Origin of the sequence: Rhizobium sullae, from assembly GCF_025200715.1 — a bacterium.
Classification (GTDB): Bacteria; Pseudomonadota; Alphaproteobacteria; order Rhizobiales; family Rhizobiaceae; genus Rhizobium; species Rhizobium sullae.
Window position 1 is genome coordinate 2,298,810 of the sequence record NZ_CP104143.1, and the last position, 13,559, is coordinate 2,312,368.

The 13,559-nt window shown below is 59.7% G+C and carries 13 protein-coding genes and 1 pseudogene; 7 read left to right on the forward strand and 7 right to left on the reverse strand.

Going from position 1 to position 13,559, the window contains the following annotated elements; all coding sequences use genetic code 11:
* Positions 1-94 precede the first annotated feature (94 nt).
* Entirely contained in the window at positions 95-835 is a 741-nt protein-coding gene (locus N2599_RS11770; RefSeq protein WP_027508328.1) for a hypothetical protein, read from the forward strand.
* Positions 836-921: 86 nt separating this feature from the next.
* Positions 922-1,683, forward strand: a complete 762-nt coding sequence (locus N2599_RS11775; RefSeq protein WP_027508327.1) for a DUF2076 domain-containing protein — start codon at positions 922-924, stop codon at positions 1,681-1,683.
* A 16-nt stretch (positions 1,684-1,699) separates the two neighbouring features.
* Here N2599_RS11775 and queF read toward each other — a convergent pair whose 3' ends face one another.
* Together queF and emfA are read right to left on the reverse strand one after the other, a co-directional pair.
* The gene (gene queF / locus N2599_RS11780; protein WP_027508326.1) at positions 1,700-2,164 is read right to left on the reverse strand and encodes a preQ(1) synthase; all 465 of its coding nucleotides are present in this window, start codon (positions 2,162-2,164) and stop codon (positions 1,700-1,702) included.
* Positions 2,164-3,078 (reverse strand): CDF family cation efflux transporter EmfA, encoded by a 915-nt coding sequence (gene emfA / locus N2599_RS11785; RefSeq protein WP_027508325.1) that lies wholly within the window; start codon positions 3,076-3,078, stop codon positions 2,164-2,166. The genes queF and emfA overlap by 1 nt, the downstream gene beginning before the upstream one ends.
* 214 nt (positions 3,079-3,292) lie before the next feature.
* Between emfA and N2599_RS11790 the strand changes: the two genes are divergently transcribed.
* Both N2599_RS11790 and N2599_RS11795 read left to right on the forward strand, forming a co-directional pair.
* Entirely contained in the window at positions 3,293-3,787 is a 495-nt protein-coding gene (locus tag N2599_RS11790; RefSeq protein ID WP_027508324.1) for a MarR family winged helix-turn-helix transcriptional regulator, read from the forward strand.
* Positions 3,784-4,465 (forward strand): annotated as a pseudogene (locus N2599_RS11795) (GNAT family N-acetyltransferase). The gene N2599_RS11790 and the pseudogene N2599_RS11795 overlap by 4 nt, the downstream one beginning before the upstream one ends.
* 45 nt (positions 4,466-4,510) lie before the next feature.
* Here N2599_RS11795 and N2599_RS11800 read toward each other — a convergent pair.
* From N2599_RS11800 to N2599_RS11810, 3 genes are all read right to left on the reverse strand, one after another.
* Positions 4,511-6,700 carry an anthranilate synthase gene (locus N2599_RS11800; RefSeq protein ID WP_027508323.1) on the reverse strand — a complete coding sequence of 730 codons (2,190 nt, stop codon included), beginning with the start codon at positions 6,698-6,700 and terminating at the stop codon, positions 4,511-4,513.
* Between the two features lie 261 nt (positions 6,701-6,961).
* Positions 6,962-9,097, reverse strand: coding sequence for a TonB-dependent receptor domain-containing protein (locus N2599_RS11805; RefSeq protein ID WP_027508322.1), 2,136 nt, complete (start codon positions 9,095-9,097; stop codon positions 6,962-6,964).
* 281 nt (positions 9,098-9,378) lie between these two features.
* Positions 9,379-9,921, reverse strand: a complete 543-nt coding sequence (locus tag N2599_RS11810; protein ID WP_156915205.1) for a hypothetical protein — start codon at positions 9,919-9,921, stop codon at positions 9,379-9,381.
* 141 nt (positions 9,922-10,062) lie between these two features.
* Between N2599_RS11810 and N2599_RS11815 the strand changes: the two genes are divergently transcribed.
* The 3 genes from N2599_RS11815 to N2599_RS11825 all read left to right on the forward strand — a co-directional run bounded on the left by N2599_RS11815 (position 10,063) and on the right by N2599_RS11825 (position 11,488).
* Positions 10,063-10,923 carry an extensin-like domain-containing protein gene (locus tag N2599_RS11815; protein ID WP_027508320.1) on the forward strand — a complete coding sequence of 287 codons (861 nt, stop codon included), beginning with the start codon at positions 10,063-10,065 and terminating at the stop codon, positions 10,921-10,923.
* 111 nt (positions 10,924-11,034) lie between these two features.
* Complete coding sequence (locus N2599_RS11820) at positions 11,035-11,271, forward strand: hypothetical protein (RefSeq protein WP_027508319.1); 237 nt, start codon at positions 11,035-11,037, stop codon at positions 11,269-11,271.
* Complete coding sequence (locus tag N2599_RS11825) at positions 11,243-11,488, forward strand: type II toxin-antitoxin system RelE/ParE family toxin (protein ID WP_244915042.1); 246 nt, start codon at positions 11,243-11,245, stop codon at positions 11,486-11,488. Before N2599_RS11820 ends, N2599_RS11825 begins: the two co-directional genes overlap by 29 nt.
* A 79-nt stretch (positions 11,489-11,567) precedes the next feature.
* Here N2599_RS11825 and N2599_RS11830 read toward each other — a convergent pair whose 3' ends face one another.
* Positions 11,568-11,804 (reverse strand): hypothetical protein, encoded by a 237-nt coding sequence (locus N2599_RS11830; protein WP_037141036.1) that lies wholly within the window; start codon positions 11,802-11,804, stop codon positions 11,568-11,570.
* Between the two features lie 23 nt (positions 11,805-11,827).
* A complete protein-coding gene (locus tag N2599_RS11835) occupies positions 11,828-13,504 on the reverse strand; it encodes a formate--tetrahydrofolate ligase (RefSeq protein WP_027508317.1) in 1,677 nt (558 codons plus the stop codon).
* Positions 13,505-13,559: the final 55 nt, after the last annotated feature.

The window sequence follows — 13,559 nt, forward strand, 5'->3', positions numbered from 1 at the left end:
GCGGGAAAAAGGCAAGGCACGGAACGGGTGAAGATATTCTTATGACAAACCGACGATATGGTCGCATTCTGCCGAGCTCGAAGCGGAGGAGAAAATGGCATCGGAAATGTTACGCGCGGCCGTCCGCAACAATGCGCTCTGGTGCAATGCCGTCTGCGAGGCGCAGGGCGGGCCCGGCGAGTTTTCCGCAACCCTCTGGCTCCACCGCCAGGGCACGCCGCGCTTTTATCCGGACGCCATAACGCTGACGGGCGGCGATACCGCGCGCGAGCAGGAGGAAGCGATAGCGGTGCTGATCCGCTCGCGAAAGGGCGGCTGGGGCGTCAAGGACAGTTACGCCGCGCTTAACCTTGCCCCTCTCGGTTTCGAAATCCTGTTCGAGGCCGAATGGCTCGGCATCGAGGCGGACAAGATTCATGCGCCGGAAGATCCGTCCCTGACATGGAAGCGGATCGCAACGGCGGATGAATTGGACCTCTGGGAAAAAGCCTGGGGCGCAGGCGACCCGCCACAAGCAACGCCGATCTTCGCCGAACCGCTGCTGCGCAATCCCGATATCGCCTTTTTCGCCGCCTTCGAGGGCAAAGCGCTCGAAGGCGGCGGAATTCTCAACCGCCAGGCGGATGTGGTCGCCCATTCGAACGTCTTTGCCATCAAAAGCAGGAAGCGAGCCATTCGCGCGGGGCTCGTGCAGAAGGCGGCGGAGATCTTTCCCGGCACGCCCGTCGTCGGCTATGAGCATGGTGATGATTTGAGCGATGCGCTGGAGCTCGGCTTCACATCGCTCGGCCCGCTGCGCGTCTGGGTCCGGTCTGAGCGCCTTACCGAAATGTAACGCGCCGCGGCTTTGAAAAGCCAAAATCCGTTCCTACCTCATCCTCATGCGGCCATGTCCGCACGAAAGACACAAGGAAGACAGCCATGTCACCGGAAGAACGCCAATTGCTGACCGGGCTTTTCGACAGGGTCCGCACCGCCGCCGCGACACCGCGCGATCGCGAAGCGGAGACCTTCATCGATCAGGGCGTGCGCGAGCAGCCCTATACTACCTATTATCTGGCGCAGGCCGTCATCGTCCAGGAAAAGGGTCTTGAAGCGGCCGCCAATCACATCAAGGAACTGGAAGAGCGCATCCGCCAGCTCGAGGCCGGCGAAAGCGAACATCACCAGGCCGAACAGGGTGGCGGGTTCCTAAGCTCGATCTTCGGCACCGGCCAGGCGCAGCAGCCAGCGCAGACTTCCGGCCCTTGGGGAAATGCGCCCCGCCAAGCCCAGCAGGATCGCGGTTATGATGAGCCCGTCCGCCCGATTCGGCAGCAGCAGCCGAGCGGTCCTTGGGATCCGCAGCCCGGCGCACCCTCTGCCGGCGGCAGCTTCCTTCGCGGCGCACTCGGCACGGCTGCCGGCGTGGCAGGCGGCATGCTGCTTGCCAATTCGCTGAGCGGCATCTTCGGCAATCATATGTCGTCGCTCGGATGGGGCTCGCCTTTTTCCGGCAGCAATCCTTTCGGCAATGCCAGCGCTCCCGCCGAAGAGACCGTCATCAACAATTATTATGGCGATCAGAAGCCACAGGCTGACGACGACAACAATAACAATGACAACGATATCCGGCAGGCCGATTACAAAAGTGACGACGACGTCGCAGACGATCAGTCCGGCGACGATAGTTTCGACGTCTGACCGATCGGCCTAAGTGTCAGCCGCGGCCGCGATACGTCGCAACACCCTGATCGGGCAACCATACGCCTTCCGGCGGCTTGCCCGTCTGCCAGAAGACATCGATTGGAATACCGCCGCGCGGATACCAATAAGCGCCGATCCGAAGCCACTTCGGATCGAGCAGTTCCACGAGACGCTTGGCGATATAGATCGAGCAGTCCTCATGGAAGGCGCCGTGATTGCGGAAGGAATGCAGGAAGAGTTTCAGCGACTTCGACTCAACCAGCCACGCGTTCGGGATGTAGTCGATGACGATATGGGCGAAATCCGGTTGGCCGGTCATCGGGCAGAGCGAGGTGAACTCCGGCGCGGTGAAGCGCACGACGAAGTCGGTGCCCGCATGGTTTGACGGCACCTTCTCCAGCACCGCCTCTTCCGGCGACTTGGCTGTTTCGGTCTCGTTTCCCAGCATCGACAGGCTGGAAACATCGGTTTTCGGCATTAGACGTCCTTTACAACTTTGACGCGGATCCCATGGGCCCTTTCGCCCTCGGGCTCGACGTGAATGGCAATGCTAGCGCCCGGATGCACCGCGCGGATGGCATCTTCAAGGCGGTCGCAGATATCGTGCGCCTGCCTTACCGGCATTGCGGCCGGAACGACAAGATGAAAATCGACGAAGGTGACCGAACCCGCCCGGCGGGTTTTCAGGTCGTGAACGCCGATCGACCCCGCCGCATGCGTGGCGATTGCCTGCTTGATGGCCTCCTCTTCCTCCGGTTCCACCGCCTGGTCCATCAGCCCGCCGATCGAATGCGAGATCACCTTCCAGCCCTGATAGAGAATGTTGACGGCGACGAGGATCGCAAGCATCGGATCGAAGATCGGATAGCCCGTCGCGATCGCCAGAAGCAGGCCGATCAGCACGCCGACGGAGGTCACGACGTCCGACATGATATGCTGGCCGTCGGCGGCAAGCGCCGCCGAGCGGTGTTTTCGGCCGGTGCGGATCAGCAACTGCGCCCAGACGGCGTTGATCACCCCTGCCCCGAAATTGATCGCAAGGCCGAGCGCCGGCGCATCGAGCATGCGCGGCGCCGCCAGGTGACCGATCGCCTCGTTGACGATCAGGAGCGCAGCGACGACGATGAGCACGCCTTCGATCACCGCTGAGAGGTACTCGGCCTTGTGGTGCCCGAACGGATGGTCGTGATCCGCCGGCCTCTGCGCGTAGCGGATGACGAAATAGGCAATGAGGGCGGCAACGACGTTAACGGTCGACTCCAGGCCATCCGAAAGCAGCGCGACCGAGCCGGTAACCCACCAAGCCACCATCTTCAGTCCCATGACGCCGAGCGATAGCGGAATGCTCCAAAGCGCCAGCCGCTGAACCGCGAGATTGCCCTGTCCGTCCATGTCGATCCCTCTTGCCAACCTCAGTGCGGATGCGAATGAATTGCAGCATTTGGCCCATTCAAACGCAAAACCGCCCACGCGAAAATCGCGCAGGCGGCCAATGCGGGTGATATGGGGGATTACCGGCATTTTGTCAAATTGGACGGCCTGCGGCATCAATTGACCAAGTTGCATAACACGTTATATAATCTCTGATTGATTGTGGAGATGTCGCGTGGTTGACGACGTGGTGCGATCCCTCGGTTTTCTGTGCATGGGCAGCCGCTTTCGCCGTATTGGGGAGCGTCTGCAGGCCGACACGCAGCAGATCATCGAAGAATACGGCATCGCCATACAGGCCGCCCAGTATCCTTTTCTGGCGGCTCTCGACCGTGCCGGCCCGCTGACGATTGGCGAGCTTGCGCAGGCGGTTGGCATCACGCAACCGGGCGCGACACGGACGGTGGGCCAGTTGCTGGAACTGGGCTTGGTCGACATGCGGGCAGCCCCCGCCGATCAGCGGCGGCGGTTGATCTCGCTTTCCCAAAAGGGACAGAGCCTCGTCGATTACTCGAAGCAAACTGTCTGGCCGCGCGTCGCCGCAGCCGTCGCCGAGCTTTGCAGCGATCTGGGCGGACCTATCCTCGAACAACTCGCGGCGATCGAGGACGGTCTTGCGGAAGCTCCCCTCGCCCGACGCGGTTCAATCGTGAAGGAGGAAACGAGGTGAGACATATTCTCGACCGTCCGATTTGGAGCGCGCTCGACACGGTGCATGCGGGCCTCGCCGAAGGCAGCGAACGAGCCCGGCGATACCCGCCGTCGATCGTTCCCTTCGCAGCCGCCGCCGACACTACTCCTGAAAGTCTCGAGGCATTGGAAGACCTCCCGGAAGACGACGAAGCCAATGCTGCTTGTCGAAGCCGGCCCGATCTCCATTCCACCGGGACTGGTTGTCGTTTCCGAGGCTTTAGCCGTTCAGATGGTTGCCGAGCGTCCCCACGAGCGGATCGAGGATAATCGCATCCAGCCTCTCGATCAATCCGATGCGGAGGAGATGCTGGCACTTGCAACCTTGACCAAGCCCGGGCCGTTCACATTCCGCGCCCAAAGCCTCGGCCCCTTCTGGGGGATCAAGACTGAAGGCAGGCTCATCGCCATGGCCGGCCAGCGGCTGCGCCAGACCGGCTTTACCGAACTCAGCGGGCTTTGCACGCATCCGGAATTCCAGCGGCGCGGGCTCGGCACTTTGCTCTTTCGTTTTGTCGCCGGCGAAATCGCCACCCAAGGCGAAACTGCCTATCTGCACGCCTATGCGAACAATACGCCGGCAATCGCCCTCTACAAGTCGCTCGGCTTCAGGCTAGGCTCCGAAATGAACCTGCGCATCGTCAAACGCCGGGCATAAACGGCCGATCCACGGCAGCGGACCGGCCGAAGTACGGGCGCCGGCTCAAGCCGCCTTGGTCTTCACCTTGCGCGCCAGATGCGCCACGACATTCTCGATCATCCGCATGCCGGCGTCGCCGCCGAGCGTCATGATCGATTCCGGGTGGAACTGCACGGCGGCAACCGGCTCCTTGGCGTGCTCGATGCCCATGATCGTGCCGTCCTCGCTCTCCGCCGTAATGATGAAGTCACGCGGCAGGGTCGAGGGATCGGCGAAGATCGAGTGGTAGCGGCCGACGGTGACTTCCCTGGAAAGCCCGGAGAAGACGATGCCCGGTTCCAGCACGCGGATGCGCGACGGCTTGCCGTGCATCGGCAGCGCCAGATGCCGCAATTCACCGCCATAGGCTTCGGCGAGCGCTTGCAAGCCGAGGCAGACGCCGAAGATCGGCAGGTTGCGGGCGCGCGCCCTCTTGATTGTCGCCTTGCAATCGAAATCCTTCGGATTGCCGGGGCCCGGCGACAAGACGACGAGGTCAGGATTCAGGCGGTCGAAAATCTCCTCCGGCACCGGCGTGCGCACGGTCGAAACCGTCGCCCCCGTCTGGCGGAAATAGTTCGCCAGCGTATGGACGAAGCTGTCCTCATGGTCGATCAGCAGGATGTTGACGCCCTTGCCGACGGCAGCGACGTCGCGGCTCACCTTGCCGGCGTTGCCGGCCTTTGCATCGCGGATGGCGGAAAGCATGGCGGAGGCCTTCAGTTCGGTTTCGGCTTCTTCTTCATCAGGAATGGAATCGTTGAGCAGCGTCGCCCCTGCCCTCACTTCGGCAATTCCGTCCTTGATACGGACGGTGCGCAGCGTCAGGCCGGTATTCATGTCGCCGTTGAAGCCGACCATGCCGATCGCCCCGCCATACCATGCGCGCGGGCTCTTCTCATGGCTTTCGATGAAACGCATCGCCCAGAGCTTCGGGGCGCCGGTGACGGTCACGGCCCAGGCATGCGACAGGAAGCCGTCGAAGGCATCCATGTCGTCCCGCAGCCGCCCCTCGATATGGTCGACGGTGTGGATGAGGCGCGAATACATCTCGATCTGCCGGCGGCCGATGACCTTGACTGAACCCGGCTCGCAGACACGGCTCTTGTCGTTGCGGTCGACATCCGAGCACATGGTGAGCTCGGACTCATCCTTCTTGGAGTTGAGCAGCTTCAGGATCTGTTCGCTGTCGGCGATGGGATCGTCGCCGCGCTTGATCGTGCCGGAGATCGGGCAGGTCTCGATGCGGCGGCCCGAGACGCGCACGAACATTTCCGGCGAGGCGCCGACGAGATATTCCTGATTTCCGAGATTGATGAAGAAGGAATAGGGCGACGGATTGATCGCCTTCAGGCGCTTGGAAATGTCGGAAGGCTTGCTGTCGCAGCGCTCCATGAATTTCTGCCCCGGCACGACCTCAAAGAGGTCGCCCTTGCGGAAGCTCTCCTTTGCCTTGACGACGAGTTCGGCATATTCGCCCGGCCGGTGATCGCTCTTCGGCGGAATGGCGTCGGTCTGCTTGAAGGGTTCCGGCGCGATATCACCTTTCTTGCCCTCGGTCGTCACGCCGCCCTTCTCAAAATCGTAGCGGTCGATCCAGGCCTTGGCGGAATAATTGTCGACCACCAGAATTTCGTCCGGCAGGTAGAGTACCATGTCACGCTGGTCGGAAGGGCGCGTCAGCTTCAGGTTGATCGCATCGAACTGGAAGGCGAGATCGTAGCCGAAGGCGCCATAAAGGCCGAGGCTCGCATCCGCCTGCGAATGGAACAGGTCGGTGACGGCGCGCAGAACCGTGAACACCGTCGGTATCTTCGAGCGTTCCTCTTCGGTGAACACCCGGTCCGGCATCTTCACCTTGAGATCGAGGCGCCGTGCGGTGGCAGCGCCGAGTTCCAGCTCGACAACTTTTTTCAGCCGCTCCGCCACGAAGCCGAGCAGCACTTCGCCGCGCTCGTTATAGGCTTCGATCCAGACATCGCGCCCGAAGGAGGAGATGCCGAGCGGCGGATCGACGACGGCAGTGTCCCAGCGCGTGTAACGGCCCGGATATTCGTAGTTGGAGGAAAAGACCGCGCCGCGGCGCTCATCGAGCTTGTCGACATAGGAGACGACCGCATCGGCATAGGGGATCGCCCTGCGCTGTCGCGTGACGGTAACGCCGCCCCTCGTCTCGTAAATTTCCGCACCGTCGTCCCGAAGGATCGTTACCATTGTTCCACTCCGTTATCGGGGCCCGGACGACAGGCGGCCTTGAAAACAAAAAAGCCGCCTCGAAGTCTCGGGCGGCTCACTCGTCGTCTTTGAACACGATTGATCGAGGCCGCCTCAGCGAGCCCACCACCAAACAGCAATGTTCAAGGACTTCTTCATGGGCGGAATTGTTAGCGTGAGATTGGGAGAAGCGCAAGAGCGGTTTTAGCGGGTTCGCTTTCACCGGTCGGAAACGGCTGAAACGAACCCGCTAAAACCAAATTACCAATCGAGCTGCTTGCTCAAGGTAATCTTGAACGTGCGCCCCTTGGCGTAATCGTTGGACGTGTTTTCCCGATAGTATTGATCGAAAAGATTGTTGACGCTGGCCAGAACCTGCCATCCCTGCATTTCGCCGCTCTGCGGCCTCCAGGAGGCGAACAGGTCCACGGTCGTCCAATCGGGCGCCGGAACGACGAGATGGTCCGGCGTGGAACCGGAGGATGCGGCCGTTCCGCGGACGCTGTTCTGCGCCTCGAAGGCATGCGTGATACGCGTGCCGTATTCGATGTCCCGCTCGGGAAGCCGGCCGCCCAAAGTGAAGGCTATCTTGTGGGCCGGTACGGTCGGCAGCGGCTTGTTGTAGTTCACCCCATCGCTGCGGTCTTGGCCCTGCGTGCCTGTGTAGGCAAGCTTGGCGAAAACGTAATCCGATTCGTACGCCCCTTCGACTTCGACGCCATAAATGCGGGCCTTGCCGACATTGTAGAAATAGGAGGATGCTCCCGTGCCGGTAGTTGCAATGAGGTTCTCCAGGTCATTGTAGAAGGCGGTCGTCTTGAAACTGATATTGTCGCCCGCCTGAAATATGTCGTCCCGTGTTGCTGTAAAGCCAATTTCGTAGTTGTTGGATTTTTCTTTCTTGAGATCCAGGCTGGTTCCCTTGCTCCAGGTGTAGAGCTCATCCAACGTCGGCAGACGTTCCGTATGGGCAATCGATCCGAAAATGCCGAACTCATCGGTCAGCTTGTAGTGTGCGGCGAGCTTGGGGGAGAAAGCTTGATCGTTGACATCGACAGCATTGCTGAAGGCCGCCGTTGAGTCGCCAGGCTGTCGCCAGACGAAGTCGCCGCGAACGCCGCCGATGATTGTCAGCCGCTCATCATAGACGAACTCGTTCTGCACGAAGAGACCGACCTTGTTGTCAGTGCCTTCGGGATGCGTGGCGATCGCACCGGGCGTCGGGCTGGTCGCAAGCGGCGAATCCGCGGTGCGATCCTGATGGCTCAGTTGCGTGCCGTAGGTCAGGTAGTTTACCCAGCTATCGCCCGAGAACTCAGAGGTATTTTGAAGATTAGCCTGCCAGGTCCGATAGCCATAATCAGCTTCGATGATATTCGAAAACCCGCCAAGCGTTCCGTCGCTCTGGTCGACCGAAGTGTCGGAGTATGAAAGGGTTGCCTTGAAGTCGAGCCAGGGATTGTCGCTGACTGGATTTTCGTAGCTCAAGACCGCGGTATCATCAATCACATGGCGGTCGACGGTACCGAATGCGGCCTGCGTGCCGGTCTGAGCATAGTCCTGATCGTTCGCATCGCTGTCCCAATGCTGATAGGACAAGCGCACTGTCTGCTCGTCGCCATCACCAAAATGGAAAGTTCCCTTGGCCAGGCCCGACCACGACTGAAAGTCCGAGCCCGACAAGTCGCTGCCATCTCCCAACTCGAATTCGCTGGACCCGCGCTTGTTCAACATACCGAGGAATTCAGCACCCTCGTTGAAGCGATGTGCAAAAATAGACGAACCTAGATAGCCATTCCCGTTTGTTTCATAGCTGCTCTTGAGCCTGAGAGCATTGTCGTAGCCCTCCAGCAGAAACTCTGAGGCATCCTTGGTGGTGAAGTTGATGACGCCACCGAGGGCACCGGCGCCGTAAAGCGTGGAAGAGGCCGGACCGCGCAGCACTTCGACGGACTTGTAAAGCTCAGGGTCCGAGAAGAACGATCCCATCCGGTACTGCTCGTAGAATTTCTGGGCTCCGTCCACATTTACCACGATGCGCGAGCCGTCGGCGGAATCCTCGGTGGAGCCGATACCACGGATATTGAACGCCTCACCGAAAACACGGTCGCTGCCGGCAATGGAGACGCCGGGCACATCCTTGAAGATATCGCCGATCGTTTCAGCCTGGGCGTCATCAATATCCTTTTGGTCGAGAACAGTAACGGCCTGCGGCGTATCGATGGCGATCTTGCGCTGTCCCGCACCGACGACGATCTTCTTCAGCGGCGTTACGCGATCCGTCTTTTGGGAAGCCGCCTCCTCTTCCGGGCTTTGCGAATATGCCGGAAAACCGGCGCCAAAAACGACCAATGCAGTGCAAGCCAAAAGAACGGCGCGCGAATTGTGGACAATCATTAAACCAACCCTCTAGGATGAATAAATACCGGGCTGGCTGGTCGGGGCGCGTCAGGCGCTCGAGGGGCTGGCTAGGCGTTTCGGATTTACGGCGGGACCCAACATTCCGCCTTCTTTCTGCCGCATAAAAAACATGAGTGTAATTGTCAATATAAATGCCCGCCTTATGTTGAATTAAATCGTCAAGTTTTAACGATACCCACGAACGTTGCGAAATTGCGGCACTATGGAGCAAGTGCCACAAGCTTGATCCGACACTCGAAACGGACGCGCTTCCTGTCCTACTGAGGTATGCGATCAAGCTGGTACTGAGGCATGCGATCAAGCTGGGGCGGAGGAACGTCGTTTAGCCTCTCACCGATCCAATCTTCAGGAAGGCTATCGACCAGGAGGTCGGTCGCTTCGTAGGCAGTTTTATGGGTGCCGCTGGCGACGATGCAGGCTTGATCCTCCGCACTGGGACGCCCCTGTCGAAAAAAGTCGTAAATCAGGACCCAGCTTTTGTCGCCGTACAGCAAGAAGTGACGGATCGTTTCGCCCTGCTTGCCAGGATTGCTGTAGTTCACGATAGCTTTCTTTTCACCCATTACGCTTACAATGTAGTTCCATACGACATCGGAGCGACCACAAACCATTCGCAACTTAGCGGTTAGCGCAGAAGAACTGGCCCGCGACTCTTCATTGAGAGAAATGGTGTTTGCAACAGCGATCAATATACAGAGCGCAACGCGCTTGCCCGAAGCTAAAGATATTCCTCGACGCATTTGTTGACAGGTTGGCATGTCTTCCCCAAGCGCCCGTGACGGGACGCTTTCTAAAGCCATCTTCATCTTTCGACATAATATCAGATTCCGCTAATGTACGACCAACCCTTGTGGCACTTGCTCCATAATGCCGCGAAATTGCAACGAAATCCGCCCTCGTGCGTTGCCCTTTTCTCATCAGCAGCCACGGACGGTTGAAGCTTGAAGAACATCGCAGTTGCAGCGGCGACGACAGCCCTGATCATCCTCACCGGCGCAAGCCTCCCCGACAAAGGTCCCTTCCCTCAGGAAAAGCCGCGGATTGACGGCGAAACCGAAGCACCCGCAGAGACCGCACCGATCCCCGAACCGAGGCCCTCAACCGCAAACGGGACCGAAAACCCACCAACCCCTCCGAATGAGAAGCCATTGGACACGGCAAAACCGGAGGAAAAGCCGGAGAAATTCGGGCCGCCGGCGCCGGGTACGCTGGAAGCGCAGAACCTGACCATCGAGCCGGAAAGCGACGCCGATCATGCGAAATGCGTGAGGGAGTTGCAGGCCCTCGGCGCCGTCTTCAAGGACATCCCGCGCATCGATGACGGTCACGGCTGCGGCATCGACAAGCCGATCAATCTCGTCGAGGCACTCCCAGGCATCGCGGTGAAGCCGCAGGCGACGCTGCGCTGTCCGGCGGCTCTGGCACTTGCGCGCTGGATGAAGGAGAGCGTCATTCCGGCAGCCGCCGTCGCCGCGAAGGAACACGGGCAGATCACGACCATCAACCAGGCCTCTTCATACATCTGCCGCCTGCGCAACGGTGCGTTTGCCGGAAAGATCTCCGAGCACGCCCGCGGCAACGCCATCGACATCGCAAGCTTCAGTTTCGAAAAGGGCGAGGCCATTGCGGTGAAGCCGCGCCGGGAAGATTCCACCCTCACCGGCGCCTTCCAACGCACGGTCAGTGCGTCCGGCTGCCTCTATTTTTCCACCGTGCTCGATCCTGAGAGCGACGCCGCGCACGAAAAACACTTCCATCTGGATGTGCTGCAGCGGAAAGGAGGATATCGTTATTGTCATTAGGCAGAGGCCATAGCTTTCAACAGGTTATGCTTGCCAATTGAATCAAGACGTGGACAGACTAGAATTCTCTTGCACGCTGCAGGGGCACTTGATGACTGTTTTAAGTTTTCATTGAAAAAATCGATAGCTTCGCGCTTCGACCGCCTTGCCGAAAAGCGCAAGCTATCTACGGAAGAAACCGCTTCCTTGTTGAGAGAGGAATTCATCGAGCGAGAAGAATGGCAGGTCGCGGAAATCGAAGCGGCGGTCCGTGAAGCCAACGCAGGCGAATTTGCTTCTGACGATGAAGCGAATGCATCATCTCAAAATATCTCCGCAAATGAGCTTTCAGCTCCGCTGGACGCATAGCGCCTTGGCTTGGCTCGATCATATTGGATCCTATATCGCAAAGCATGATCCGAACGCCGCTCGCGTGATCGAGCGGGTAGCAACGACTGCCGAAGCATTGATAGAGCATCCCTGCTGGGCCCGGTGGCGCGCGTGCCTAGCACTCGGGAAATGGTGTTCGCTGATATTCCCTAAATCATTGCGTACCGGATATCAGGAGAAAACATCGACCTCCTGACAATCCTCGATACATCGTAAAAATGGCCAGAAAGACTTTGACTTTTCTTCATGCCGGAAAATCCGGCGGCTTCGCCACCTCAATTGTCCGCGCGCCGCGTGCAGACATAAGGCTTCTTGACGCAGGCGATCTCGGGCGTGGAACACTCGGCCTTGCCGTCAGTCACGGCGCAGATCGAGCACTGATCGTTGAACTCTTTGCAGTCGGGATTGCTCTTCATGAAATCGGCCATGCTCTGCTGCACAGACGCCTGCGCATCGGCCGCAGAGCCGTTCACCATGAGCGCAAATACTGCGGCAGCGGCGAAAACATACATTCGAGGATACCTGAAGGACGGCATCAGAAAAGCCCCTCGATATGCCCTTGATCATTCAGGAATATCCGCTCGGCGGATGGCGATTTCGGCAACCCCGGCATCGTCATCATTTCGCCGGTGATGACGACGACGAACCCGGCGCCTGCCGAAAGCCGCACTTCGCGTACGGACACGATATGGCCCTCCGGTGCGCCGCGAAGGTTCGGGTCTGTGGAAAACGAATATTGCGTCTTCGCCATGCAGACCGGCAGATTGCCGTAGCCCTGCTCTTCCCAGGTGACGAGCTGGTCGCGAACAGCCTTGTCCGCCGTCACCTCGCCGGCGTGGTAGATCTTCGAGGCGACGATCTCAATCTTTTCGAACAGCGGTACGCTGTCGGCGTAAAGCGGCTCAAATTTCGCCTGGCCGGATTCCGCCAGTTCCACCACCTTGTAGGCAAGATCCTCTATGCCGGCCGAGCCTTCCGCCCAGTGGCGGCAGAGGATCGCCTCGGCGCCGTGGCGCGCAACATATTCCTGGACGGCCGCGATTTCCTTGTCCGTGTCCGAAACGAAATGATTGATCGCGACCACCACCGGAACGCCGAATTTCCGCACATTCGCGAGATGCCGCCCAAGGTTCGAGCAGCCCTTCACAAGCGCTGCGACGTTCTCGGCTCCCAGATCCTCCTTGTTCACGCCACCGTTCATCTTCAGCGCGCGCACCGTGGCAACGATCACCGCCGCATCGGGCTTCAGCCCCGCCTTGCGGCATTTGATGTCGAAGAATTTCTCTGCGCCAAGATCGGCCCCGAACCCCGCCTCGGTCACGACATAATCGCCGAGCTTCAGCGCAGTCTTCGTCGCAATCACCGAGTTGCAACCATGCGCGATATTGGCGAACGGACCGCCGTGGACGAAAGCCGGATTGTTCTCCAGCGTCTGGACGAGGTTCGGTTGCATCGCGTCTTTCAGAAGCACGGCCATTGCACCGTCCGCCTTCAGATCGCGGGCATAGACCGGCATCTTGTCGCGGCGATAGCCGATGATGATGTTCCCGAGACGGGCTTCCAGATCCTTGAGGCCAGTCGCCAGGCAGAGGATCGCCATGACCTCCGAGGCGACGGTGATGTCAAAGCCGTTCTGCCGCGGAAAGCCATTGGCGACGCCGCCGAGCGAGGACACCATTTCGCGCAACGCCCGGTCATTCATGTCCATCACGCGGCGCCAGGTGACGCGGCGCAGGTCGATGTCCAGCTCGTTGCCCCAGTAGATATGGTTGTCAATCATAGCGGCGAGAAGGTTGTGCGCCGAGGTAACCGCATGGAAATCGCCGGTGAAATGCAGGTTGATGTCTTCCATTGGAATGACTTGCGCATAGCCGCCGCCGGCAGCCCCGCCCTTCACGCCGAAACATGGCCCGAGCGACGCTTCGCGGATGCAGACGATGGCTTTCTTGCCGATCCGGTTCAGCCCGTCGCCGAGACCGACGGTGGTTGTCGTCTTGCCCTCGCCCGCCGGTGTCGGGTTGATGGCGGTGACGAGGATCAGCCTGCCTTCCTTCTTCTCCATCTGTGCGGCGATGAATTCCGCACTGACTTTCGCTTTGTCGTGGCCATAAGATGCGAGGTGTTCCGCCGGAATGCCGAGCTTCGCGCCGATCTCGAAAATAGGCTTCTTCTTTGCCGCGCGCGCGATTTCGATATCGGATTTGATGGCCACGCTGGTCCCCCGGAGCTTTGTCTCTGCCGGAACATGACGCCATCCGCGGGCCGGA